Here is a 26,180-nt window from a genome sequence, read left to right on the forward strand (position 1 = left end):
CCGATCTTTAAGCTAACGCGAAACGTTAGCACCATGCACAAGGCTACCGGCATCGGTAGCCTTTACTTAAGTAACAGGCAAGTGAAATCGCTGTACGGTTACTCTATTTAACACCATATTTGGCTACATATTGCGGATAAGAGTGAAGATGAACGGCCCTTGCCTTACGCTGGGCCTCCTCCCGGTGCTCCGGCACCTGCTCTGCTTCAACATAATCGGCCAGCACGTCAATAACATCGTCGAGCAACTTCGCCCGAAAATATAGTTCCATCCGCTGGGTGGTTAGAGTCCCAGCTACTGCCAGCACCTTCTCCCTCCATACCGGCCATGTTGGATCATGAGTAAATGGCCAAAGCAGTACCGAGTAGTCCATTGCCGAATCGCCCTGGTTGGACATGTCATCCCAGTCGATAATTCGAAAGTCGTCCCAGCCGTACGTTAGTACGTTGTTACCGTTCAGGTCATTATGAACAACATCACATGCGGGGAGAAGAAATGCAGGTGTCTGCCGGACTGTAACCTTCAGCCTCTCGATCTCTTCCCCGAACCACGAAAACGTCTCATCCGATACGAAATCTCTGAGCAGATCGCGCGAGCAGAGGATTCCGTTGAGATCATCCGTAAACCGCGTAATATATTTGTCCTGAAATGCATCTGCATAAGTGAGTGTCTCCGACTTAGGTAGCATTTCCCGAAGTCGATTATCGCGATGGAGCTTCGCGATAGTCTCCAAGACACCCGTCAACACGGCCTCTGTATTTCGCGCATCTACAAGTGGGGTCGCATCTTCGATATATTCGAAAACTAGACCGTACGGATACCCGGGCACGATCTCGCGATCAATTACATGGACCAGCCTGGGCGCGGTGTAGTGCTCGGTAAGATAAACGCTGAGTCCCGCCCACTGCTGCAGCCGCGTGGCTTTGTTTGGTGGAGCCAGCTTAACGTGAAATCGCTTGCGACCGTCGGACAAACGGATAGACAAGTTTCCGAAACCCCCGGGGTTATAAATATATGACGCACGGACCTTATTGAGATCTATGCCGATCGTATCGGCGTTCGCTGATGCCCACTCCTCAATCATTCGTTCTGCCAGTCGTATCTCCATCTCTACACCTTGCCTCCTCGCCATATTTCTATCAATAACGGTATTTTAGCATGGAACCGATCGTTAATGCAGGTAAAGGACAATTATAAATCGAACTGAACTGAAATATTGATTGAATTCTAATGGTGACAAGATTGTAGCAATAGAACTGATCCATCAAATTTTACTGCGTCGCGTGGCTGCTCAACTATCGGGCGGGATAGTTAAACTCTAAAATTATGATTACGTAAAATCTTATTATTGAAATTATCATTACCATTGGATACAATATCCAAATATTATTATCAAAAGGTGGCGGATGTTAATGAGTAATGTAACCAATTATTACGAGATGATTAATGAAGATTCCCGCTTTTCCAGGAGCTCAAGAAGAATCGAGTTTCTAACCACAACTCAAGTCCTCAACTCGGTAATGCCAGAACAGGTAAAAATATTAGACTTAGGTGCTGGGACTGGCGTTTATTCTTTCTACTATGCGGAGCGTCAACATGACGTAGTAGCCGTGGACATCACACCGAAACATATTGAAACGGTAAAACAAAAGTGTGACGAACGCAGCATCAAGATGGAAGCGTATGTCGACAACGCGACCGATTTGAGCCGATTCGAGTCCGAAAGCTTTGATTTTGTCATGTGCCTTGGTCCCATGTACCATCTTACCAATGTGGAGGACAGGTTGAACTGCATTCGAGAATCTTTGAGGGTTCTCAAAAAAGGCGGTCATTTGTCCGTCGCATATATCAATAAATATTCCATCATTCCGATGCTTTCGACGCGGGACAAAAAGTTTATCCGCAGAAGTGTGATTGATAAGGTCATTAATGAAGGTGTTATTTTCGAAGGCGATGAGGATTGCTTTTGGACGGATGCCTATTTTACAAGTCCAGAAGAATTAGAGGCATTCATGAATCAATTCGACGTGTCCTATGTTGACCATGTGGGCACCGACGGTATCAGCCATACCATCCATGAATATGTCGACAAACTCGATGAAACCGAGTTTGAATCGTGGAAAAGCTATCACTTCCAAACATGCAGGGAAAGAAGCATTTTGGGAATGAGTTCCCACGGTTTATACATCTGCAAGAAAAATGAACTCTTATTTTGCGAGACTCGTTCCGCTAACGGATACGATAGTTGAATGAGCATATGTTTTTATTAATTTGTCAGAAGTACTTCAAAACTAATTTGTAATTCAGACAATTTGCCCCTAATCCATTTCAAAACTTTATTTGTCATTGTAATTTTCACGAAAAAGCCAGCAAACCCTTGTGTTTGCTGGCTTTCTTCATTTCAAAACCAATTTGTCTCCCAACACTTTTCTTTTTTTTTTTTTTTTTTTAAAGGGGTCAAACGGGGGGAAGGGCGTCGTCCACGCTCTTTATTCAAGAATGTTGGGGGAATGTAACATGACAAATGCGGCTAACGCAAAAGCGGGTACAAACGAGGTTTTGGAATTTGGTCTATCTTACTCCAAAGAGGAGCTCCAGCAGCTGATTCAATCATTGCCTGGCAGCCACCCGCTTGTAACTGACTTGAGGAAGAAATTAACGAAGGTCTACGAGGATAAGAAGATTGAAGGGTGCCCACAGGCCCTTCCGAATCTCGATAGATTTACATACCTAATCGAGAAGGTCAATGTTTCCGGCATGACTCAACTCTTTTCGAAAGCACTCACGTTAATGAATATTTGCGTGGAACTTGAAGATATGGGTTATGAAATTCAAGCTGTAAGAAACAAATTTTTCTCGAGGGAGGTAAAAAATATTCAATTAAGGGGGTAATACGAATGAAAGAAAAAAGAGAAATACGTATTGATTTAGAGGAGGTTGAGATTGGTTCCGTAAGCGATATTACTCTTACGGAGAAGCCGTCTAAACCTGGGAGAAAGAGTTCACCTGCGAATGGAAGAACGCCATCAATGGTTGCTCCAAAAGGGAAAGGCTCAAACGGAGTTGGTTCAGAGAATGAGCTTGTCAAACATATGCCACATATTCTACGCCGATAGTGACGCTCGTGTTAGGTTACTTTTTCGGTTCAAAAGCTAAGAAATAAAAAACAAGGTCAAACCTCAATGATGGGTTTTGACCTTGTTTTTTTGCTTGAATACTTTGGTATGCGACTACACCCTAACTGCTACAAGAAGGGAGTGGTTAATCCAAAAATGGATCTCTCAATCCCTCAATACAAGGATAAACATAATTCATAATTAACTGAAAATGGCTGAATTCGGTATTCAAGTCTTCCTGTGAAATCACCTTACCTGTCGGATGTCCGGAATCGTTTCGAATCAATCGAATGGGATCAAAGTACATATCAATCTTACGTTCAGGATTCTCCAATCCAAGCGATACAAGTGCATTTTTATGCTGAGGGATGTACTTTAAAAATTCAGTCAACCGGTTAGAGATTTTGGATGCGCCTAGAACTTTAGATTTAAAAGTGCTCAACTCCGTAGCTGAAGCTTGGTGATTCCCCATGTAGACATAAAACGCTTCCGTGAAGCGAATCAATACATGTTCGGCAGCACAACCAAGCATGGTAGCCGCTGCGAGTCGGAGATCACGCTTGGCACACTCACACGCTTCAATGACATACATTTTCTCAATGGGATTAATTGAAGTGAGCTTGTGAATTTTATCAAGAAGATTCTCATACACTTGGCCTTTAGCATAGTGTTGAACATCTTTAGGTTCATCCTCATCAGATTGGAGAGAGGGAATCGCTTTAATTCTAAATTTGACCCCGTAGAGATCATAATCATCCGTCTCATCATAAATTCGAACTGCCATACGATGGAGAAAATCTTTATAAGGTTCCAGGTCTGCAGTTAAGCGAAGGGGATGTCTGATGATAATATATTCCTTCCGTTGGCCCGTTTTTTTTGTGAAATCTCTAGTTTGTTCAAATTCGAGGTCACAAGCAATTAGAAAATCTGCAATATTATCTTGATTTTCGTTCCGGAGAAGTGCAATTAAAGTTAATAAAAACCCCTTTGGATCAATATTCGACACAAAATCATTCCTTTCAAGCAGTTAGCTTGGATGAGAAGCATTAAATGATGTTATGATTTTATGGATTTTTCGGTAATATACCTAATTCAATAACATGACGCCCTTCAACGAGTTCAGTCATAAAATCAGGTTTTGTATATGCAGCCACGGTATATCCTTGATCCTCTAGTTCGATTGACATGTGAAGAAGTGTGAGGGCTTTTGATATTAATTGTTCGTTAGTCTCTAGACCGAGCCTGGTTTTCATCCATTCTATCTTTTTTACGGAGTCTGGAATGCTCTGATCCATGATATCCTGTTCAACTTCGTCTAAACTGCGTACCTCTTTTTTACTCATACTGCCCCCCGCCTTCCAAAAATTTCTTTATATTCACATTATAAAACTCAAAGTCATTTTCTCCAAATCGTTTTTTAAAAAGGCTATGTTATACCTTGATGTTGATATGTGACCATAAATAAACCGCCTTGGTAAAAAGGCGGTTTATTTCTTCGTTTGCGTTTATACCCTGTGGGCATGCTTGTACAAAAGATATGTAAACAGTAAGCCGCTTTTCAGCGACCCCCTGTTTGTTTCAAATATCGCTTTGAGGCACTTCAATGTTTTGCCTTGTTCTTTGTTCGCTTTGAGGCACTTCAATGTTTTGCCATGATCTTTGTTCTTTCCATTCCAACCTGCGTCTGATTCTTTCGCGAATGGGATTCATATCGAGTTCGAACTTCTTTGTAACCGGGCTCTGTTGTGTCAACGAAGGGCTCCTTTCATGTTGCCCTATTCTATTCGCCGAGCCCCTTACATATGACTATATGTTTAAGATTTTTCATTCTGCCGATAATGGGATTCAAGGAGGTGGAACAGTGCCAAATCAAACATACAATTACGATGAACTTTCAACGACGCTATATAAGCGTTTGAAAGATTTTTTTCAACACCCAAATGCAGAAAAAAATAAAAAAAATAAATCGGATTTTGAAATTCATTTGCTAGCACCCTTCCAAACCGGAGAACGCAGCCAAAAACAAACCGAATTTTACAACTCCATCGAGAATGACAATAAATATTTATTTTTAGCCACGCCTACAGGCGTTCGTGCGCCTCACTTTGCCGTGAAGGACGAATACGGATATAGAGACACATTGGAGAGAATTCCGAACTTAGGCGACGTCTGGCTGCCGTTTGATTCGCGCTTGGATAATCCGTCTTTTGAAGCATTTACAGAAGCGATTAAAAATGACGCTTCTAGATGGAACTACATCACGAGAGAGGAATTTAACAAAGACGAAGCCAAATACTTCACGCGATACTTCGAAAAACAGCAGTGTGAAAAAGGAATTGACGTCCTAATCCAATACTTCAACGGCAAATATTCAGGAAGTGACATTTTGGCTAACGATACCCTCCTTCACGAAGCTGTAATGAATGTGCTTTTGGCGCGTATTAAAATGGCGTACGAAGGTTTAAAAAAGGAGCAATACGTGAAGTTGATGCTTCTGACGCATGATAAAGTTTGCAGTGGTGAATGGCACGTATACGAAACAAATTCTGCGGGAGATAAAATCGGGATTGATTTTTTCGTTGTCGACGATACCCAACCAAACCCGTGGAAATCAATTGCGGTTACAAATCCTACGAAAACGAATACGTTATGCGACATCCGCTTAAACGAAAGCAGGGATTGGCGAAAATACAAAGAGAGCTGGATTTACCTGCCCGAAGATTTTGATAGGCAGGTCGCAGATGTAATCGAATCTGCATTTCAAAAAGATGATGCTGCATAAAAAGAACAAGAGTTCTTAGCTGGATTGGCGAACACTCTCCGCACGTCCAATTCTGCCATTCATTAATCCGCAAACAACTAAGCCAGCGTCCCGATTGAGGACGCTGGCTTAGTTGTTTTAATATTCCCTAGTCTGAATAACCCTTCCACTTCTTTTTCCAATAAGGAACAGGGCTCCTCATTGCAAAGTTAAATACGACCATCGCTCCAGCATAAACCCCTTCAGCAATTAGTAACCCATCGTCTGACAATTTTCCGATGAGCATGCCTAGTACAAACGCACCCAAAATGCATTGGCCTAGCAACACTCCAAAAGCATGTCTTCGACTCCCATAGCGCTTAGTCAAAAATATGAAACTGAGAATAATTGGAGAAAAGAACATTAGTGCTATTCCTAATACTCCAGTCAGTGCAATAGCTCCTCCGAGACCCAAGAAAATTACCTATTGCAAATAACGATAATCCGCCCTTCATGTACACCACACCTTGCTAATATTTAATCAATTCACCTACACACATTGAATCTACTTCTAAAAACTGGATTAAATTGCTGTTTCTCATACCGGAATTATTTTGATCGAGAAATTACATCGTTTACCAAACCAGTATAGTGTGACTTATCAGAGGGGTAGAGAGCTTTTCTGTTATGGAGGTTTTTGTTAAAATCCTGAATACTGACATGATTCACATTGCTCATATCATAATACTGTTTTAAGAAATCATCAAAAGAATCCTTCTCTTGAACCTGCGAAAGTTTATCGACAAGTTCATTTCGGTCCCACAATACTACTCCCAATTTTTCAGCCAGTTTTTTTGCCGGGTTTGTAAAATAAGAGTTTGTAACTACCCAAGCCAAGTCACAATTATAAAAACCTTTGCCTGCGAATACCTCTTGAACGGCGGTGACCCCTACATTGACCGAATAACGTTTACATTGAACAGCTATTATAGAGCTGCTGCGAAAGATGAACAAATCAACACCATTGTCTCCCGATGCTTTGGTAAGTTTAACTTTATAACCCATTCTTTCGAAAAAATCTTTCAGGAACGTTTCAAACTCAATACCTGTCATTTGGTCAAGGTCATTTATTTGTGATGAGTGCACCTTATAAAGTTGATATAGTTCCTCTTTAAAAGACTTAACATATTCTTGGTCTCGCAAAGCTTGTCTTTCAACATGTGCTTCCTGCTCTTCTAAAGTTGGCATTGGATAAGAATATAGTGGTACTTGTGTGTCTATTTTGGACCACTCATCACTTAAAATAGCATATACGACTAGAGCCATGAAACAGATGATAAGACCAACTGTTACTAGATAACTTACATGAAACCAAGAATTCAAAATATGGTGAATAACGAATCCCCAAAAACAAGATGCAATTAAACTACCAGCAAATGCAAATAAGTGCCGCCAACAAGCTAAAAGTATGTTAGGTATTAGTCTTAAAATACGACGCATTTTATACGATAGATTCCTGCATTCAACTAGGTATTTTTCGTTTCTTAGATATAGTTCGGTAGCTTCCGTTAACTTACGCTCGGATTTGCATGATAAGCAATAAAATGCCAATTTATTATTAACCACTTTTTCAGTCATCTTTGAATTATGCTTTTTACATTCTACATACAAATAGACCACCCCCATATTGGGGTAATTATAACATTATAATTTTTATCCTGTCCCCATAAGATTGGTGCCAGTTTTAAACCTTCTAAATAACTTCAAATCACTTCAGAGGTATAAAACGTAGGAAAGGGGTAACCGTTGATCGCTTTCCGCGGATCGTTGAAGGTGAGCTGATAAGCAATTCTTTTTTGGCTCTGGTCACCGCAACGTACATAAGCCGGCATTCCTCTGCAATCTCTTCTGTGCTTTTAGCCGTATAATACGGCACGATGTTCTCCGATGCTCCAATGATGTAAACTGTTTGGACTTCCAGTCCTTTCGATTTAAGCATCGACATGAGACTGACGCCTGGCGATTTCTCTAAAATAACGTCACGCCGGTTCGCTTAGCGCGAACCAACAACGAGTTTTAACAGAGCTTTTAAAAAAGTAGGGTTTCGTGTATCGAAGCCGACGTATTCCGTGGTATAATGTACCTATTCCGATTCACAACAAATTTTTCTTTGCTGATCATTCGATTCGGCAGAGAGCGGGTCCCTCGTATGAGGGAATTATGTATAGCTTAAACATTGGAGCCAGGACTATCTTCTATAGGTCTGTCTTTTTTTCGTTTAGGCACAAATAATCAGGGTAATAGGGAGCTGCGCACATTGCGCCGGACTCCCTTTTTTTTATACCCAAATAGGAGGATATACGGATGACGTTCAACATGAAGGGCATGTTTGACAGGGTGATGAGAAATAAAATTAGGATGGGGAATTTCGAGACAACGGACCAGGATATGCTTTGTATCCGAAGTCTGCTGCAGTTCCCAACGACTCCGTTTTCTGTTGTAGATTTTTGCGCGGGAAGCGGGCGGGCGTTAGAGGTGCTGACCATGGAATCCTCTGCGGTGACTTTCGGGATCGAGCCAAATGAAGAAAAGTATTTAGAGCTTCGCGATCGGGTGCCGAATGCGTTATATGGGGGATATGAGGAAGCCCGTATCAGTCGAGATTTTTTAGACTATGTTACCTAAATCCACCTTACGACTCGGATTCTGAAACAGTGGACTCTAAAGTGGAGAGAAAGGAAAAGCGGTTTTTGCGTCATCTCCTGCAGTATGTTTCTGTAGATGGTATTTTAGTCTACAACATACCGCGACGCCGAATGACCAAAGACATTGTGAACATGCTCGTGGCTAACCTCGATGACGTTCAGGTATTTCAATCTCATGATGATACTTTTCATCAAGTTTTTACCATCGGACGGAAACGGGCAGCCAAGTTCATCGATCGGAACGAAGTCGGGCGAATTTTATCGCTCATGGAAGAAGGTAGTACGTTAGAAAGGCTTCCCTTACTGGAAACGCCGATCTATAAAGTGCCCTCTGGCAATGTGTCGCCTAAATTCTTTCGGTCTAGTCGAATGGATGTTGATCAGGTTCGTGAAGTATCCCGCTTATCTGGACTGACCCTTAAAGGAATGGAATGGTCTACTCCCAAACAGCCTTCTGAAAAGTTACAACCACTGCTCCCAGACAAATCGATGCATAAAGTGCTTAGAATGGCTTCAGGCAGGCTAAATGGTAAGGTTGGCAGGGGTGACTTACTTCATGTTTTAAAGGGTATCGTCAAGAAGTCAATAGTGGAGGATGTACAGAAGAATGGAAATGAGACGGTAATCACGGAGCGAGAGGTATTTAAAATTACGTTCAAGACTGTGAACTCCGTAGGAGACATACGAACGATCCAAAGCTAGGAAAACAAAAAAACAAAATAAGCTCGACGCTGGAGGTAATAGGGATGAAATTCATGGATTTTAAACATAAGGATGTATATGTAAAGGTGCACACTCCTCTGATTGTAACAAAGCGTGATGAGGAGAAAAAAGAAACTCAGCTAGTATACGCGAATATCATCGATATTGATTCTCGTGTCCAGGCAATGTTTGCTCAATTCCACCATGCTAAAAAAGCAAATGATGTGGTCCTCTGGATCCGTCATGCTCCACGCATCGGTGAAAAAGAATATGATAAATCCTCCTTCGCAATAAGGCCAAGTGGGAAGTATCGCCATTTATCTCAACGTGAGGATGACACCTTTGTTACCGGCATTGTCGCTAATGAAATGGTGCTGTCTCGGCAAAATGATGTTTATATGATTTTTGCATGGGACGGTGACATCCTCCAGAAGCTCTTTTTTGCCATTGATGCATATTATGAATCACCAATGCTCGAAGAGTGGACGCCCTATCTGTTTAATCAATTACTCAAGGATAAGTACTTAATCCCGCTTACGGTTCATGATTTCGTCGGGGATTATGCTGATTTAGTTGCCTATGAGTTGACTGCAGGAGAGGACGTGTTGGACGGCTATATTTCCTATGGACTTAGAACTGGTGCAATCCAACTAACGGAAGATTGCGACATCACGAAGGAGGCTATATAAATGAGTGTGAATTTGAAGGTTGATACGGTCGATGAGGCTATTGCTGTCGCAATAAGGGAAGCTGCGAATCGTGGTGGGAGTCTTGAGGACACCCTTCCTGCACTAGGCGATACATCGGGAGAAATAGAGACAGTAGTGAATGGACCTCAGACCTTAGCAGATATCGAGAACATTGGAGATTATCTCAATTTGTTTGGTGAGGATCTGATTCGTCGTTTAAATGATGAGTATGTGCCTGTACATCACCCGGGAACGGACGAGCCTCTTGAGGTTTTAAATAATTTTAAGCGGCCGTTGTTTTCTTCTCAAGCGCATGTAGTTACTGCCTTGATCAAAGGTTTCCGTAAGCATCGTAATCTGTTTCTTATTGGAGAGCCAGGAACGGGTAAAACGGCAATGAGCATCGCGACATTCTTTTCTTTGCTTACTGAGAAGCTTGGAGGGAAGGGTAGGGTTGTTTATATGGTACCCAACCATCTCATCAAGAAAACGAAGCGGGAAGTTGGACTTCTTATCGACAAGTCATTGTTTGAAGTCCAGTTTCTTGAGGATTACGTAGATGTCATTCGTTTACGTGATAGCGGTAAGTTTGAATCGAAGCCGACTAAGATTGAGGTCTATATCATCGCACGTGATACCGCAAAGCTTGGTTATATTTATGAGCCAGCAGCGAAGTGGGTATCCCGCTCCTATACAAAACAGAAGCTTCAGCCAGATGGAGAAGTACTGTCGATCAATAAGACAGCTTTCGAAGGTTGGGTTTGCCCTGAATGTGGTGGGCAACTGATGACTGAAGGAGAAGACGGTATGGTGCCGATGGAGCGCAAAGAGTTCTATGATAAACATGGAAAATTCAAGCGTCGCAAAAGCAACCTGTTCTGTACGAACAATGTCCGTCTATATACGAATGCCGATCCTGAGAAAGATGATTACCGTTCGTGCGGTGCTCGTTTGTGGCAAGCTAAAAACCGAGATAAGAGCAGTTTGTCGGGTGCGCCTTCAATTCGGAAGCAACCTGGTGTAGCGCCGAGAAAAGTTTCACCTGCTGACTTGTTCAAGCGTTGGTTCAAGCATAAATTTGACCTCGCTATCGGAGATGAATGTCATGAATTAACGGGCGGGAGTGCGCAAGCACATGCATTTCATGTCATTTCACAATGTGCGAAGAATTCCATCGCAATGACTGGAACATTGATGAATGGTTACGCCTCCAATTTATTTGAGCTCATTTTTCGACTTTTTCCGACAAGGATGAAGAATGCTGGATTCAAATGGGGTGACGTTGGCCGATGGATCGATTTATATGGAGTCAGGGAGAAAGTAACAAAAATACGTGAGAACGACAGTCTGAATAGTTCTAGCAATGGTTCTTCGAAGAAGACTTCCGTTAAGGAAATGCCCGCTGCTGCACCGCAATTGTTTACGGATATGCTAAGTGATGTTTCTTGCTTTATCCAGATGTCGGATATGTTCGAGGTTATGCCTACCTTGCAAGAAGGCCCATTGAATGTACGCATGGAAGGAAATCGATCGTTCATCTCTTGCGTGACAAGGGTCGAACGAAGACCTGGACGAACCAAGAGAAAGCTTACCAAAGCAACAAGGCTTTTGGCTCCTGAATGGTATTTGAAGCGTAACTTGCATGATGTAGAAGATTTGCTTCGTGAAGCGGTGAAACAAGAACTACTTGCAGGTGGACAGTCTGTGCTGCTAGGCAGCCTGCTTAATACATTGCTGTCCTACCCAGACGTTCCCTTCAATTTCAAGGGTGTTTATCATCCGGATACGAATGAAGAGATTGTCTCTCCTGATTATCGGCTTAGTGATAACCTTTTATACCCGAAGGAATTAGAACTTATTAAGTTCGTTAGATCTCAACTGAAACTGAATAGGAAGGTTGGCGTCTATGCCGTTTATACCGGGAAAATGGGAACTCTTCAACGATTGGAGATGTTACTCGAGGAGCGGGGCATCAAGACGGCTGTTCTAGAATCCAGTGTCGAAGGTCCTCAAAGAGAAGAGTGGATCGCTCAGCGAGAGAAAGAAGGGGTACAGGTACTCCTTTGTAATCCAGTATTAGTCTCAACTGGATTGGATCTCCTAAATTTTCCATCACTCTATTTTTATCAAACGGGATACCGGTTATCGATCATTAGGCAGGCTTCACGTAGACACTGGCGTATCGGTCAGAAGAATGTCTGCGTGACCACTTATAGCGCCTATAAAGGTACGATGCAGGAGCTCGCGCTGAATCTCATGGCTATGAAAATGAATGCTGCGCTTGCACTCGAAGGACAGTTCAGCCAGGAAGGTCTTTCTGCACTAACAGAGGGATCAGGAGGAAGTCTTGCAACAGAACTTGCGAAAAGGTTTGTCGGTAACAATATTGAAGGCGTCGAGAGCGCAGAGTCCATTTGGGGCAAAATGTCCATCGATGCTTCACAATTTATCCCTGCAGAGCCTATGGATACTCAGCTTGCTGATTTCGAGGAAGAAGAGCGTCAGAATGTGCTGGATGTGTGGAAGGACCTACAACCAACCGTGGTTGAACCTTCACCGATCCGTACGTTCTATGCGGAATCGTTACGCGATTCTATTTTGGCTTGGGCGTCTGAAGCTGTGCCAGCCGATCTATACTCACGTTTTGAACAACAGATTGCTTATGTTGAACAGAACTTGATGAAGGGGGTTAACGGTCTTGCTGTAAACCAGGTATCCTTATTAGGTGTTGAATTAGTATGGGATACCACCGTTTTGCAGTCAGATCATGCTGATTTCCGTAGGTGGGCATACAGTGTGACGGACATGCCGCAAGTTATCGATCGTGCAGTGGCGAAAGTGAAATTGGAGCTTGTAGCCGAAAGTAAGGTTCCGAAGACGAAAACCAAGAAGGTTTACAATGTATCGGAAGGTCAAGTGGCGTTCAATTTCTAGAAAATAACCTTGGGGATATACATCTCCAAGGTTATTTTTTTGCAAATATTTCGCTGTAATGACAACTGTCATAATTCGTAGTTCACTGCAGTTGGGGTTTCTCTAATGTATCATTTTAGCGACAAAACAACATACGGAATTAAAGCTAAGCGACAAATTATCATACAGAAATAATGCTAAGCGTCAAAACATCATACAGAAGAAATTATTCGGTGAAAATAAAGTGCTTAGACTGAAAAATATAGTTGTAGCAAAATAAACAATTCGGGCAGGATACTTCCAATATGTGTTAAAATGTAGTGTGAAGGTTAGTCTTGTGGCAGGAGGGAATTCTGATGAATCGGTGGGTCGGTGCGGCAGCTATATGTGTCAATTCTGATAGACAATTACTTATGGTCYTACAAGGTAAACCAGAAGAAGAGAAACGATGGTCGGTGCCGTCTGGGGGCAAAGAAGAAGAAGATGAAACACTAGAAGATTGCTGCATTARAGAAGTTTATGAGGAGACAGGTTACCGCTGTAAAGTTAACAGAGAGATAAAGGGTAAGGCAGGGGCATTTGGTCCAGTTGAATTCCATGTTACATATTTTGAGGTTGAAATTTTAGGTGGCCAACCAACAATCCATGACCCTGATGGACTTATATATGAAATTGCTTGGAAGACCACTGAGCAGCTGAATGATTACCTTTCCTGAAGATAAAGAGTTCTTGTTACAGTACATCGAACAAAGAGCATTACGCTAACGAGGAAGCTCATAGAAATATAATGTCAGTAGAGGGGGCATTTTTGAWGTATCCGCGAGCTAATACATTAGGACTAATTATAAAAGATAACCATATTCTTTTAGAGGAGCAAGAAGGTAAACATTCAAAGGGAATAGGTCATTACTACCGCCCAATTGGTGGAACTATTGAACTTGGAGAAAGGTCAAATGAGACATTACTAAGAGAGTTTAACGAGGAATTAGGCGTTGAAGTAGTTATAAAAAAATATATTACCTGTTTAGAAAATATTTTCAAAATAGATGAAAACATAGGACATGAAATAACACAAATATACTTAGTTGATTTCAAAGATAACAACCTATATCAGAAAGAATGTTTTACTGTAGTAAGAAATAATATTAACAACAAGGAATCCGAAATNTTCAAAATAGATGAAAACATAGGACATGAAATAACACAAATATACTTAGTTGATTTCAAAGATAACAACCTATATCAGAAAGAATGTTTTACTGTAGTTGAGGGATATAAAACTACATATGCTAAATGGGTATTAAAAGAAGAAATAATATCAGGGGATAAGATACTGTATCCTAACGGATTAACAGAATTACTGAAAGAAGAGGTATTTCACTAACGGATAACACTAGCACAACTCACAACTTAAGCGTTAAGATTAAACCCTCCCAATTCTAGCAAAGCTAGAGATAACTTATATTTGGGAGGGTCTTTATTATGACATTGAAGGAGTTATGGATGCTGTATGAAGCTGACAAACGTATCCTGGGGTTCAGCTCGCATACAATGAAAGCATACTATCTACAACTCAACATGTTGATTCGCGAACTGGGTAATTTGGAGATTGAAGAAATATCCTTAAATATGCTAAAAGATTATTTTGCAAGGGCATCAGATCGATTAAAACCGAGTAGCTTAGGTCATCGAATTCGATTTGTACGCTCCCTTTTTCGCTTTGCATTTGAAGAAGGTCATATGACAAGGAATCCTTCTCTCAAGCTGAGAGAACCTAAGATGGACAAACGTATTCCGAAATTCCTAGTTGAGGAGGATGTTATTCATCTTAAGATTACCTGTCATTCTCATCGGGAGCATGCTCTGTTGGAGTTTCTGTACTGTACAGGCTGCCGTGTTGGTGAGGTTCAGAAAATAAACGTTGAAGATGTTAATTGGGAGAACTGTTCAGCAATTGTGAATGGCAAGGGTTCTAAACAAAGAGAGGTATATTTCACAACCGAGTGTAAGGTTTGGTTAAAAAGATATTTAGAGAGCCGTGGGGATACTTGTAAAGCATTGTTTGTTACTGAAACGAATCCGACACGACGATTGTCGATTCCAACAATACGTTGGGCATTAAAAAGGCTGGCAAAACGAGGGGGAATTAATTCTAATGTATATCCTCATCGATTTCGTCACACATATGCCTGTCAATTGCTAGATAACGGTGCACCTCTAGAATTTATTCAGGGTATGCTTGGGCATGAAAAAGCATCTACTACACAGATTTATGCTCAGCTGCGCGGCGAGCGTAGGAGAGAATTATATCGTCGATACTTTTAAGGCCATCATTGGTTACTTCTCAGCTAAAGGGCAGTTTAACACTAAAGCAGGATTTGGAAAATATTTGAGGAATACTTTCTAAAAATATAAATGTTCGGAAAGTTAATCCGAGAAAAATACATATTATTTATAAAGGGGTGTAAAAATGCCTTTTTTCATAGGAATCGTTCCACCTGAAGATTATAAAGAACATATTTTGGTGTTTCGTAATAAATGGGCTAAGACATTTCGAAATCGATGGGATAATAACGGATTTAGGGCTCCTGTGGAGCCTCATATTACTGTTAAACTCCCAAATGGACTTACGGAGGATATGAATTGGCTTGAAAAGGTAAGAGAAACTTGTTCTTCATTTCCAATCTTCCAGTTAACTTTGTCTGAACCAGGAACATTTGGAACAGCGGTTACATTCCTTAGTGTTGAATCGAAAGAGATATATAATCTACACAAGAATTTGGTAGATGCGGTTTCCCCACCGCCCGAACTTATTGACAGTAATATAGAGTTGGATAACTTCATTCCACATTTGACTTTGGGTCAAACAAAATGGGGCATGAATGAAGCAGAAATTATAGAAATGAAATTGGCTGCGAGAGAGCATTACCTCTTTTTCCAAGCTTCGATGTAACATTCGTGCGGGTATTTGATATTGAAACAAACGTACCTTTAGAAGATATCAAACTTGCCAAGTTGTTCTAATCAGATCATTGAACTAACGGAAACGATAGTTGAAAAGTTGACTTTTGCCGCGAAGTAGCCGTTGTTACGTTCGTTAACGGGCAGTTTTGCGACAAAAGAAATTACGCCTAAAGGAGGCGTGGAATTGGAAACAAAGACGAAACTCATAGATATCCTCTTGGATGCAATGGCTAGGGAAGATGAACGTGATGATGCTGCAATCAATTTGGGTAATTTCGAGGGAGACGAAGTCATTCAAGCTTTATTCACCATCGCTATGGATGAGTTGTTTCGAAGCGAAATGACTAAAGGTAGTTGTGGTGAGTCCCTTGCTTCGATTTGGATTCGGACAGGGAAAATTGATTTTGAATTACTTTCCCAACTTGAAGGAACGGCATTGAACGAAGCCATAGGGTTAATCAAGGAAAGTCGGATGGATTGGTACCTTGAATTTTTAGAGTTAAGCTAACTGCGTAACGATAGTGCAATAAAACCAGGAGAAGGCTGCCGACAGCAATGGAACGGCAGCCTTCTCAGCTATTGGGCAGGATAGTTAGGCAGTGTGATGAGATTTATCGTATAGGATGATATGTATAGAGCACGGATTACGCTAATGCGGTAGTTAAATATGCTCAAATGGAGGGTTCTTCTTGTTGAATAAAGATTCTGTAATCGTTCCAGACATAAGTAATTTAGAAGAGATTCTTAGCAGTAGAAGCGGATATATTTTGAATAACAATCTAGACCCTAATCTTCGCTTTGAAATATATAATGAGAAAAATAATAGTAGGGTTATATGTTCGATGACAGCAGATCATGCACTCTTCAGTATAGATATTAGAAATGCTGAGGATAAGGAACTTCTCGAAATATTAGAGTTTGTATTAACTAAATATAATCTAGAGACAGATCAACTGGTAGAGGATATTTATAAGTGTTATAAAAGGCGAATTAATGAGTTTCAGACTGATTACGAGCGATTCTGGGTTATTTACAGATATCATAAAGAAATAAATGGAGTTCTTGTCCGGTATAGGGCATTTGTAAATGATTAATTTGGCTAAGCCAATAAAGGGTTACTTGTTAAGCTAATGCAGAACGATAGTGAAAATGAGGTGCAGTAAGTAATGATTGAATCCCAACAAATAATTTGTGTTAAATATGGTGCTGCTTTTCTTGAAAGTGATCTTAATGAAAAGCTGGGAATTGCTCTTAATATGAGAGATAATTTATTCCCGATTAATGGACTAAGGCATAAGCCTGAAAATGGAACATGTGGTTGGTACATCTGGGCTGGCGATGGATTTTCAGAAGATCCTGATTACTTTGTCCCCATACATGTAAGGCATATAGATGAGTGGGATCCAAAATTGAAAAAATATCTTGGATTGGGACCAGGTTGGAGATTTCTTATTGCCGACGATTATGAAGATGTATGGTTTGATCAGTCATTATTGGATTAACGGTGCTACAGCTTTGAGTTATTACGCTAACGGAAACGATAGTTGAACGAATCAAGGGAGTAGATCACCGCGATCTGCTCCTTGTTTTATTGAACTAAATGCCAGTTTAATGATATCTTGTGGAGGATATTTATGGAAAACACCGAATGGTTTAACGAACGGACCAATAACAATCAACAAAAGTGAGGAAGAAGATGAATATTGTTCTTATAGGTATGTCTGGAGCTGGCAAAAGCACTTTAGGTGTGTTGCTTGCAAAAGCTCTAGGAATGGACTACGTGGATACAGATATTGTTATACAACAACATGAAGGTAGGCTGCTACAAGATATAATTAATATTGATGGTATCGAAAAATTTATGGAAATCGAAGAAAAAACTGTGTCTGCATTGCATCTAAAAAATTGCATTATATCTACTGGTGGAAGCGTTATATATTCAGAAAAGGCTATGAATGCACTTAAACAGAGTGGTCAGATTATTTATTTACATGTCCCATATGAAGAAATTAAGAGGAGATTAGTAAACGTAACAACCAGAGGCATTGTTATAAAAGAAGGAAATAGTCTTGAGGACGTTTACGAGGAAAGAGTTCCTATGTACATTAAGTACAGTGATAAAACCCTTGATTGCTCAAATAAGGATATAGAACAATGTGTTAGTGAAATTATAGAGAAAATCCATGAACCAAGAAAGTGATTGTGATCATTCAGCTAACGGAAACGAGAGCTCAATAAACAATTAGATGAGGCTGCCGTGTAAACGAACGGAAGATTCATTACGTTAACGGGCAGAATTGCTCAATAAACTCGAAAATAAATAATTGTATTGATTTAATAGTTCAGGGGGTGTAAAATTTTGTAAACTCAAATATTGTTAGGAGGATTTCACATGAAAGGTAACCCTATTTTGCTATCTTTTCCAGAAACATTTGAGACAGAACGATTAATAATTCGTGCTCCTCAATTCGGGGATGGAACATTAATAAACGAGGCAATATCTGAGAGTGTAAATGAAATGCGTCCATGGTTACCGTTTGTAAAGAATCTTCCTACATTTGATGAGTCAGAAGCGTATGTCCGTAAAGCCAGGCTTAACTTTCTGGAACGGACAGATTTAGTTTTACACTTAATTGATAAGAACACGGGTCAATTTGTTGGAAGCAGTGGGCTCCATCGCTTTGATTGGAATATTCGCAAGTTTGAAATTGGATATTGGATGAGAACCTCACGAACAAGACAGGGGTTAATGACGGAGGCACTTAACGGAATTACGTCTTTTGCAATTAATCATTTAGAGGCGAAACGAATTGAGATTCGTTGTAGTTCTGGTAATGTGGCGAGCATTCGAGTAGCAGAGAGAGCTGGTTTTACCCTTGAGGGAACACTACGAAATGTAAGCCAAGATGACTCAGGAGCTATTACTGATATTAAGGTATTCGCAAAGGCTAAGGGATACGAATACTAAACGCACTTGTCTTGTGATACTACGCTAATGCAGAACAACACTCCAATACTAAAGGCTGCCAAAGGAATGGCAGCCTTCGTTGTGCTAACGGGCAGCATTATTCAATAAATATAGGAAAGCAAAGGTACTATTAAAAAATAGAACTATCTTAGCGAAATTTTATGTATTAGATTAAACTAATAACCAATAAATTAACAGCAGTAAAACAGAGAAATAACGGAGGTGTTAATCAGTGGTTAGAAAAGGAATCAAAATCTTGTTCATTGTTCTTTTTTTATTTTTACTGTACTCATCTGGTTACCTAACTTTCGAAAAATATCGTACTGGGGATATTATAAGTAGGCAAAACATGATTTCAGATACCATTTGGAAATTACAACAAGATGGTTATAAAAAAGAAGATATTTTATCTATTGGAATAAATTACTCATGGATGAAATCCCAAACTTATGAGACAGCTGTTATGTTTAAAGACGAACCTGACGTTACGTATTACTACTTTTGGAATAAAAAGAGTTCATCAATTGAACAAGGTGGCTATTCTGGAAAGGCGACTAAACATAAAACCTTTTGAATAAATCTAGTTGGGTAGTAATCCAGCTTTTTTGACTTTTATCATTGTGCTAACGAAAAACGATAGCACAATTGCAAATAGGCTGCCAGCATCCACGGCAGCCTATTGAAGTAACGTGTAATTCCTAATTATGGTAAAATAAGAGCAAGTAAATATTCTGTCGTTCTGGGGGAGTTGAGATGAGATATTCAAAAAGTAGGTGGTCTTTTGTTCTAGGCAGTATAATAGTTGCCTCTATTGCTTTAGCGATTTTTGCACCTAACTACTTTACAAACAATCCTCCAGAAAATCCTGTTATAAGAACAATCGCATCCAGCAACGCTTTTGATGCAACCGATACACGTAGACTTGTCGGATGGGCAGATAATGTATTTGTCGGGAAAGTGATAAAACAGGATGGAACTAAATCATTAGATAGCACGCCTGAAACTCAGTTTAAGGTGGAAGTGTCTGATAATGTAAAGGGTAAATTTAACGGAACAGTAATCGTAAATCAACAAGGTGGATTCAAAAGAAATGAATTAATTCTATTTGAAAATGACCAATTACTTCACAAAGGACAATTCATATTTATTTGTAACCAAACATTTGAAGGAAGAGAATTGGAATACCTTAGTACCTGTTTACGGCGACATTCTAATTTCCAATGAAGAAGCAAAAATAGAACTAATTGAGAAATACACTATAGCTTATAAAAATGAAATCCCATTTAATATGAGCAAGACATTAAACTAAACTGGGAACGTTTTTTCAATATGAAATCTAGACGAGGCTGCCTGTATTAATCGGCAGCCTCGCTCAACTAACGGGTAGATTTGCTTGGTAGAGGTTGATGATAATTATACATATTTAGGAAAAAAATAACATTAAACGAATATACTTAAGAAGGTTCTTAGGGAACTGGTGTGGTTGGAAAGCATTTGTTTGAATTTAGAGGAGTCAAGATGGTTAGTTTTGGCTTAGTGTGTTTAATCGTTCTAATTCTAATACTTACTGTAGCCTTTCATGCAAGGGTATTATTGGTTTGAAGGTTCTTCTGGATATGGATTTACTATTGGGTTAATTGGGCTTTTTACAGGCATGTTCGGTTCATTTAGAGAACCCCAAAGGGCTCAAAAAGAGAAAGTTGATTGAGCTAACGGATAACGTTAGCTGCATAAAGACAGACAAACAAAGCAGGCGCCGCGGCGACCTGCTTTGTTTGTTGAGGTATCGGGCAGGATTGTGCAACAATTGTCTCCCATTTTCGTCTATATATTTACTTGGAAATAATTGGGGGGTGTTTAAAATGAAACAACTATGCTCATTGTTATTTGTATTACTATTTATAATTACTGCTTGTACTACGGAAACAGATTTGGCGGCAAGCTCTAATATCGAGAATCAGAAAAAGGAAGCTGTTGAGCAACAGAAAAAAATGCCAAAAGTAATGCCCACCGATTTCGATTTCACGGTTCGTTTCGGATATGGTGAGATTACTAAAAATGAAATTAATACTTATCAAGATACGGTTACAAAAGATTTGATAATGAACGGGGATATAACGGCAAAAATCACTTTTACCATAGAAGAGATGCGCAGCATTTATAAGAATATGAGAGAGATAAATATCATGGGAACGAAAGAGTTGGTACCAACTAACAAGAATTGTTCTAGCATCCCCTATAATGAAGATAGTTGGAAAATTAGTGTAGATGGAGAAACAAAAACATTTACTTGGTCAGATAAAAATTGTGACGTAACGAGCGATGCAAAGCAACTACTAGAATTACGTACATTCATCCAACATATAGTTGCGGGTAAGGATTCTTATAAAGAATTACCCAAAGCTAAGGGTGGTTATGAATAAAAAATAGAAATCCAATTGGAAAATGCTATTCAACTAACGGAAACGATAGTTCAATAAAACAGCGGCAGTCCAGGACTTTATTTTCAGTCCATGGTTGCCGCTGTTTTATTTTTTTGTCATTCTAATACTTATTTCACAAAAGGGAACAGATCTGGCTGCTAAGTAGGGTTCGATATCGGCATCAATAGGAAGCCTGCTTAAGCTTGGGGAATTGCTCTACTAGCGTTTCGATCGCCGATTCCGGAATCTTTGAGCACCTAAACATTCCATGCAATCTGACAAACATATTTCTTTTTCTCTTTGTGGAAATTGATTACACATACGAATGCAAAATCGGTTACAGGCTATTGGAGCACGTATTGTTCTACCTTGATCGCGAGTTCTCGCTGAGGTTTTCTTTTTCATTTCCCGCCTCATCTTGTTACACTTTCCTCCACAACCACATGAACATGCCATATCCATATACCCCTTTCAATTATTCGTAATTTATTTATCGAGTTTGAACTCTATTACATTTCTATTCCGAGAGTGAGAGATTTGATAGAGTCAATCAGCGGAGGCTATTCGTCCAATTTTATAGCGGGAAGCGGCTCGGAAGGTTGCAAAAGGGCATTTAAGACAACCAGATTCAATTAACATAGACGATAGTTCAAAAGCCGGCCATCGCAGCCGGCTTAGAATTCGCATAAACGCATATATTTGTGTCGAGAAAGAGTATATATTTTTGTCGTCCGACAACAGAAGTGTAGGAGGACAAGAACATATATTCTTTGCCATAGTGGAGTTCAACGGATAATATTTAACATGGCAGGTCGATAGTCAGTTGAGCTAACGGGCAGATTTGCTTGGTAGAGGTTGATGATAATTGAAAAATACATATTTAGGAAAAAAAATAACATTAAACGAATATACTTAAGAAAGTTCTTAGGAACTAGTGTAGTTGAAAGCAATTGTTTGAATTTAGAGGAGGTCAAGATGGTTAGTTTTGGCTTAGTGTGCTTAATCGTTCTAATTCTAATAGTTACTGTAGCCTTTCATGCAGGGGTATTATTGGACTTTTTCAATCCAAGTGCTCTTCAAGTTCAACTTTTAGGTGTTCATATTACACTGTTCGGAGTAATTCTTTTATTAGCTTTTGAAGGTTCTTCTGGATATGGATTTACTATTGGGTTAATTGGGCTTTTTACAGGCATGTTCGGTTCATTTAGAGAACCCCAAAGGGCTCAAAAAGATAAAGTTGATTGAGCTAACGGAAACTTTAGTTCAATAACATCAAGATAAGGCTGTCGACATCAAATGATCGGCAGCCTTCTCAGCTAAAGGGCAGTTTTGTATGGAAAATGAAGGTAACCATCAATGATCAACGAATTAAATAACAGTGGCATCTACTGGGGGGGAAATTACATGTTAGATAAATCGATTCCATATTTTAATGTTATTATGAAAAGAGCAGCAGGAACCCCATTATCTCATTATGGGTTACCAATTGGCTTTTCATNATTACATGTTAGATAAATCGATTCCATATTTTAATGTTATTATGAAAAGAGCAGCAGGAACCCCATTATCTCATTATGGGTTACCAATTGGCTTTTCATTTGGCATGTATAAATCTGGTATGGAAGTGGATTGGGCAGTAATCGAAGCATCAGTAGGTGAATTTGATAATGCAGAAGAAAGCCTCAACTACTTTAAAAATGAATACTTACCACACACTGAAGAACTAAAGCAACGGCTGTTATTTGTGTTAAATCAAGAAGGGAAACCAATCGGGACAATTACTGGTTGGTGGAACCATACTAGTGATAGACGAGACTCATCGATTCATTGGTTTGCAGTAAAGAGGGAATATCAGGGTCTTGGAATCGGGAAAGCTTTAGTGGCTGAATGTATACGAGTTCTACAGATTCTTGAAGGTGATGAGGATGTTTATTTACATACTCAAACTTGGAGCTACAAGGCGATTGCACTGTATTTGAAAACTGGGTTTAATATTAAAGTAAGTGAGACATTTTCTCTTTATCAAAATGATTATGAACACGCACTTCCAATACTACAAAATCTGTTGAACAACAAGCTACGCTAACGAGAGAACGATTGCTCAATAACTGTCATTAAACTAAAGTAAAATGTTAGTTGCATAACAAAGATCAAACAGGCTGCCGGAGATAAACTCGGTGGCCTATTGAGCTAACGGGCAGATTAGTTGAATAAAAAAATTGAAGCTGGCTAGTAAAGTATAATCAATGTTAATTACTGGATAGGATTATATGTCTGAAATGATGGAGATTTATAAGTTTCTGCACTAGCGAGACCGTCAGGCGGTGTCTTGTGTTGGCTCTCCGATCTTGGTCGGTGGGCGAAAATCATCGCGCATTTCCTCAAACCAGGCGGCGTCTTGTACCTACAAGATGAGCATCCGTTTCTCAATGTCTTTGATGATACTGCCGATGTGACGGATTTGCACACACGCTACCTTTACTTTCACACGGAGCAACCACTTCGGATCGAGGGTCTCCTGCCATATTCTGATCCAGCGGCCAATCAGCGGAGCGTCGAGTATGCCTGGAGCTACAGTTTCAGCGATATCCTGAACGCCTTGGTTGCTGTTGGCCTGCGCTTGGACTATCTCCATGAGTTCTCCCACGGGGGCAACCGACGTTTCCCGTTCATGGCGCAGGGCGAGGACGGACGGTGGCGATGGAACGACTCCGCAAACGATATTTCACTCACGTTCTCGCTGCAGGCCACTAAGGAATGACGAGGGTTTCAAAGCGCGTCCTCCTATCCTCAGCTGTGCGATCAAGCAGCAGCCATTCCTCTTCACATTGCGGTGGTCTGAATTGGCATCACGTGGGAAGGCCCTTAACGTGCAATACGTCGGCTGCGGCCGTTAGTAGCCGGCTTTTGGTTTTCTCCAGTACCAAAGGGTGCTAAAGATGAGATAGAGTCCCATGACTCCCGCAAGCAGTATAAGGGTGAAGTCCGACATGTTCTCCATGGAATCAAGCCAACCGATTCTTTTCATGCCGAACAGACTGATGTTAAACACGATCCCAATCAGCATAACGGACGATATGGATGAAAGGCGAACATAGATGGATCCATAAATGAATCCTAACGCTACACCCAGAAGCTGCATCGTAATTCCTCCCGGCTGCAACGCCGCAATAATCAAAGCGATGACTAGAATTGGCCAAAATACGGGAACATGTTTTCGGGCTTCGTTAAACATGATACCAAAGAACAGGATTAGCTCAAGTGCAGTGGTGAGCACGGAGGAAAGTATAATGTAAACGAAAGGAACAGAGGCGAAATATTCTTCTGTAAAATCATTGAACGTTGTAATGTTGTAGTAAAGAAGTAGTTTCATGGAGGCAGCGTTTAATAAAGTGAACGCCAGCCCGATTGTTATCATGTGAACCGAAAAGCTCGGACTGATCGGCGAGAAGCTACTAAGTCTCCAGAAGCTTACCGGTGTCTGTTTCAAAAGCCGATATTTAATGGCGTAAACAATTGCGGAAAGAGCGATTGTAATTACAAGTACCATGAATACCTGGATTGGGATGTTCTTTCCTTTTCCGAACTGCCCCCATCCTAATACAGGATCAATGACGATATTATAGAGGAAGATCACTAAAATGATGACCGTCAAATAGAGTAAGTAATTTCCCAGCATCGATAAATATCTCTTCATGAGAATCGCCGCCTTTCATTTTCGAAAAATAAACTAACTCACCCCTTTTTAGAATATTCCTTACCCGTGAATAATATAATAACTCGTATTTTATTTAGCGAAATATAGTGCATTCCTGCAGGATGGTTTGAATATTTCGATGAAATAAAGAGTGATTTATTATGAATCTCCCCCTTCTGTCGAATAGATGCTTAATAGGTGGAAACAAATTTTTATGACTCAAAGCGTAGAAGGACTTCTTGAAGATCGGCGAGGTAAGGGTAGTACCAGAGGAGTGTATTAAGATCCCCCTAAAATGGGGATTTTTTAGTTTAAATCGCCAATGTTTGTGTCGCAGCACCACGACACAAACATTGGCGCATAATTTTGGTCGTTTAAGATGTAGGGAAGTGGTACTTCATTGTGCTAACGGGCAGCATTCTTCAATTGATTGCAGGTGAAATAGTAGTTTTGGCCAAATAATGAGATTTTTTTCGAAAGCCTATTCCGCTAAAGGGCAGGATTGTTTAACCAATTCGACGAATAATTGATTAATGGAAAAATATGCTAGGTGCTATTTCTACAAAGTTCAATGAAATTTTCTTAAGGAGGAAGTATATGAAAGCAACCATCATCGAAAAGCCTTCCATGACATTAATCGGTTTAGCGGCTAACGTAACTCTCTATGATGTGCAACAAAATCGGACAACGCTTAATCTATCGGCGAATTTCATGGAAAGAAGAGCGGAAGTCAAAAGTTGCAATAATGAAAGAGAAGTATTTGGTCTTTGTACAGACCCTGAAGATTATAATCCTGAAACGGACCCTTTTGAATTTTTTATTGGAGTTGAAGTTTCTTCGACCGAGTCCATTCCGAATCAAATGGTCGTTAGAGAGATACCAGCCAATACTTATGTTTTATTTACATTCAATGGTCCTTTTGAGAACGCAGGTGCTGTACATGCTTATTTATATTCTACGTGGTTGAAAGAAAGCGGATACGAACTTGCTGGACTATATAATTTCGAAATCTACGATGAAAGAAGTCAAGGTCCCGAGTCTGCTGAGTCCGTTACGGATATTTGCTTTCCCGTTCGCAAGAAGTAATGATATTTCGCAAATGTGGATTAAGCTAACGGGTAACGTTAGTTGAATGGGACCTATAATCACTCTTATAAGAAAAACCAGCAGACCCTTGAGTTTGCTGGTCGATAAGCACATGATATCTTAATTCATCAGCTGCGTTCACTCACATTGGGTGAACGTTTATTTTATTTTAGAAGG

The 26,180-nt window shown here is 40.2% G+C and carries 27 protein-coding genes and 3 pseudogenes; 22 read left to right on the forward strand and 8 right to left on the reverse strand.

The genetic code is table 11. The annotated features are described in order from the left end of the window. Positions 1-103: 103 nt before the first annotated feature. The gene (locus tag ASG93_RS12630) at positions 104-1,108 is read right to left on the reverse strand and encodes an aminoglycoside phosphotransferase family protein (protein ID WP_056832399.1); all 1,005 of its coding nucleotides are present in this window, start codon (positions 1,106-1,108) and stop codon (positions 104-106) included. Between the two features lie 304 nt (positions 1,109-1,412). Here ASG93_RS12630 and ASG93_RS12635 point away from each other — a divergent pair, with 304 nt between their 5' ends. The 3 genes from ASG93_RS12635 to ASG93_RS12645 all read left to right on the forward strand — a co-directional run bounded on the left by ASG93_RS12635 (position 1,413) and on the right by ASG93_RS12645 (position 3,116). After that, positions 1,413-2,249 (forward strand): class I SAM-dependent methyltransferase, encoded by an 837-nt coding sequence (locus ASG93_RS12635; RefSeq protein ID WP_056832401.1) that lies wholly within the window; start codon positions 1,413-1,415, stop codon positions 2,247-2,249. Between the two features lie 268 nt (positions 2,250-2,517). Beyond that, positions 2,518-2,892, forward strand: a complete 375-nt coding sequence (locus tag ASG93_RS12640; RefSeq protein WP_056832403.1) for a hypothetical protein — start codon at positions 2,518-2,520, stop codon at positions 2,890-2,892. A 5-nt stretch (positions 2,893-2,897) separates the two neighbouring features. Beyond that, positions 2,898-3,116 (forward strand): hypothetical protein, encoded by a 219-nt coding sequence (locus tag ASG93_RS12645; protein ID WP_056832406.1) that lies wholly within the window; start codon positions 2,898-2,900, stop codon positions 3,114-3,116. A gap of 145 nt (positions 3,117-3,261) precedes the next feature. On the opposite strand, the gene ASG93_RS12650 is transcribed toward ASG93_RS12645, so the two are convergent. From ASG93_RS12650 to ASG93_RS35055, 3 genes are all read right to left on the reverse strand, one after another. Then, positions 3,262-4,122, reverse strand: coding sequence for a hypothetical protein (locus ASG93_RS12650; protein ID WP_056832408.1), 861 nt, complete (start codon positions 4,120-4,122; stop codon positions 3,262-3,264). Positions 4,123-4,180: 58 nt separating this feature from the next. After that, complete coding sequence (locus ASG93_RS12655; protein WP_056832410.1) at positions 4,181-4,459, reverse strand: hypothetical protein; 279 nt, start codon at positions 4,457-4,459, stop codon at positions 4,181-4,183. A 235-nt stretch (positions 4,460-4,694) separates the two neighbouring features. Further along, the gene (locus ASG93_RS35055; protein ID WP_156410884.1) at positions 4,695-4,868 is read right to left on the reverse strand and encodes a hypothetical protein; all 174 of its coding nucleotides are present in this window, start codon (positions 4,866-4,868) and stop codon (positions 4,695-4,697) included. A 109-nt stretch (positions 4,869-4,977) separates the two neighbouring features. Here ASG93_RS35055 and ASG93_RS12660 point away from each other — a divergent pair, with 109 nt between their 5' ends. Then, complete coding sequence (locus ASG93_RS12660; protein WP_056832412.1) at positions 4,978-5,898, forward strand: hypothetical protein; 921 nt, start codon at positions 4,978-4,980, stop codon at positions 5,896-5,898. 567 nt (positions 5,899-6,465) lie between these two features. Here the strand turns inward: ASG93_RS12660 and ASG93_RS12670 are convergent. Then, the gene (locus tag ASG93_RS12670) at positions 6,466-7,527 is read right to left on the reverse strand and encodes a restriction endonuclease (protein ID WP_056832418.1); all 1,062 of its coding nucleotides are present in this window, start codon (positions 7,525-7,527) and stop codon (positions 6,466-6,468) included. Between the two features lie 97 nt (positions 7,528-7,624). Next, complete coding sequence (locus ASG93_RS12675) at positions 7,625-7,891, reverse strand: 3'-5' exonuclease (protein ID WP_268796019.1); 267 nt, start codon at positions 7,889-7,891, stop codon at positions 7,625-7,627. 413 nt (positions 7,892-8,304) lie between these two features. On the opposite strand from ASG93_RS12675, the pseudogene ASG93_RS12685 reads away from it, so the two are divergent. From ASG93_RS12685 to ASG93_RS37165, 17 genes and pseudogenes are all read left to right on the forward strand, one after another. Beyond that, positions 8,305-9,263 (forward strand): annotated as a pseudogene (locus ASG93_RS12685) (DUF6094 domain-containing protein). Positions 9,264-9,307: 44 nt separating this feature from the next. Further along, positions 9,308-9,952: a hypothetical protein gene (locus ASG93_RS12690; protein ID WP_056832426.1), complete on the forward strand. Its 645-nt coding sequence runs from the start codon at positions 9,308-9,310 to the stop codon at positions 9,950-9,952. Then, positions 9,953-12,886, forward strand: coding sequence for a DEAD/DEAH box helicase (locus ASG93_RS12695; protein ID WP_056832428.1), 2,934 nt, complete (start codon positions 9,953-9,955; stop codon positions 12,884-12,886). A gap of 335 nt (positions 12,887-13,221) precedes the next feature. After that, positions 13,222-13,630, forward strand: a pseudogene (locus ASG93_RS12700) (NUDIX hydrolase). A 22-nt stretch (positions 13,631-13,652) separates the two neighbouring features. Then, positions 13,653-14,032: NUDIX hydrolase (locus tag ASG93_RS35060; RefSeq protein WP_156410908.1), on the forward strand; the 380-nt coding region annotated here is incomplete at its 3' end. 315 nt (positions 14,033-14,347) lie between these two features. After that, positions 14,348-15,190, forward strand: a complete 843-nt coding sequence (locus ASG93_RS12710; protein WP_056832438.1) for a tyrosine-type recombinase/integrase — start codon at positions 14,348-14,350, stop codon at positions 15,188-15,190. Positions 15,191-15,335: 145 nt separating this feature from the next. Beyond that, positions 15,336-15,818, forward strand: coding sequence for a 2'-5' RNA ligase family protein (locus tag ASG93_RS12715; RefSeq protein WP_056832440.1), 483 nt, complete (start codon positions 15,336-15,338; stop codon positions 15,816-15,818). A 195-nt stretch (positions 15,819-16,013) separates the two neighbouring features. Further along, complete coding sequence (locus ASG93_RS12720; protein ID WP_082614890.1) at positions 16,014-16,337, forward strand: hypothetical protein; 324 nt, start codon at positions 16,014-16,016, stop codon at positions 16,335-16,337. A 181-nt stretch (positions 16,338-16,518) separates the two neighbouring features. Continuing rightward, positions 16,519-16,923, forward strand: a complete 405-nt coding sequence (locus ASG93_RS12725) for a hypothetical protein (RefSeq protein ID WP_056832442.1) — start codon at positions 16,519-16,521, stop codon at positions 16,921-16,923. Positions 16,924-16,995: 72 nt separating this feature from the next. After that, positions 16,996-17,328, forward strand: a pseudogene (locus ASG93_RS12730) (DUF4262 domain-containing protein); the annotation flags it as partial. Between the two features lie 197 nt (positions 17,329-17,525). Then, positions 17,526-18,029, forward strand: coding sequence for a shikimate kinase (locus ASG93_RS12735; RefSeq protein ID WP_056832445.1), 504 nt, complete (start codon positions 17,526-17,528; stop codon positions 18,027-18,029). 192 nt (positions 18,030-18,221) lie between these two features. Next, entirely contained in the window at positions 18,222-18,797 is a 576-nt protein-coding gene (locus ASG93_RS12740; RefSeq protein ID WP_056832447.1) for a GNAT family N-acetyltransferase, read from the forward strand. A 232-nt stretch (positions 18,798-19,029) separates the two neighbouring features. Next, on the forward strand, positions 19,030-19,371 hold the full coding sequence (locus ASG93_RS12745) for a DUF3139 domain-containing protein (RefSeq protein WP_056832449.1): 342 nt from the start codon (positions 19,030-19,032) through the stop codon (positions 19,369-19,371). 179 nt (positions 19,372-19,550) lie between these two features. After that, entirely contained in the window at positions 19,551-20,021 is a 471-nt protein-coding gene (locus ASG93_RS12750) for a hypothetical protein (protein ID WP_056832450.1), read from the forward strand. 638 nt (positions 20,022-20,659) lie between these two features. Next, a complete protein-coding gene (locus tag ASG93_RS12755; RefSeq protein WP_056832453.1) occupies positions 20,660-21,220 on the forward strand; it encodes a hypothetical protein in 561 nt (186 codons plus the stop codon). Positions 21,221-22,195: 975 nt separating this feature from the next. Continuing rightward, positions 22,196-22,465 carry a hypothetical protein gene (locus ASG93_RS12760; protein ID WP_056832455.1) on the forward strand — a complete coding sequence of 90 codons (270 nt, stop codon included), beginning with the start codon at positions 22,196-22,198 and terminating at the stop codon, positions 22,463-22,465. A gap of 373 nt (positions 22,466-22,838) precedes the next feature. Continuing rightward, complete coding sequence (locus ASG93_RS37165; protein ID WP_414858868.1) at positions 22,839-23,306, forward strand: GNAT family N-acetyltransferase; 468 nt, start codon at positions 22,839-22,841, stop codon at positions 23,304-23,306. A gap of 318 nt (positions 23,307-23,624) precedes the next feature. Here the strand turns inward: ASG93_RS37165 and ASG93_RS12770 are convergent, their stop codons facing one another. After that, positions 23,625-23,855, reverse strand: coding sequence for a hypothetical protein (locus tag ASG93_RS12770; RefSeq protein WP_056832457.1), 231 nt, complete (start codon positions 23,853-23,855; stop codon positions 23,625-23,627). A 258-nt stretch (positions 23,856-24,113) separates the two neighbouring features. Continuing rightward, the gene (locus ASG93_RS12775) at positions 24,114-24,917 is read right to left on the reverse strand and encodes a hypothetical protein (RefSeq protein WP_056832459.1); all 804 of its coding nucleotides are present in this window, start codon (positions 24,915-24,917) and stop codon (positions 24,114-24,116) included. A gap of 597 nt (positions 24,918-25,514) precedes the next feature. Between ASG93_RS12775 and ASG93_RS12780 the strand changes: the two genes are divergently transcribed. Then, positions 25,515-26,003: a GyrI-like domain-containing protein gene (locus tag ASG93_RS12780; protein ID WP_056832461.1), complete on the forward strand. Its 489-nt coding sequence runs from the start codon at positions 25,515-25,517 to the stop codon at positions 26,001-26,003. Positions 26,004-26,180 lie beyond the last annotated feature (177 nt).

Source organism: Paenibacillus sp. Soil787 (assembly GCF_001429545.1).
Taxonomy (GTDB): Bacteria; Bacillota; Bacilli; order Paenibacillales; family NBRC-103111; genus Paenibacillus_E.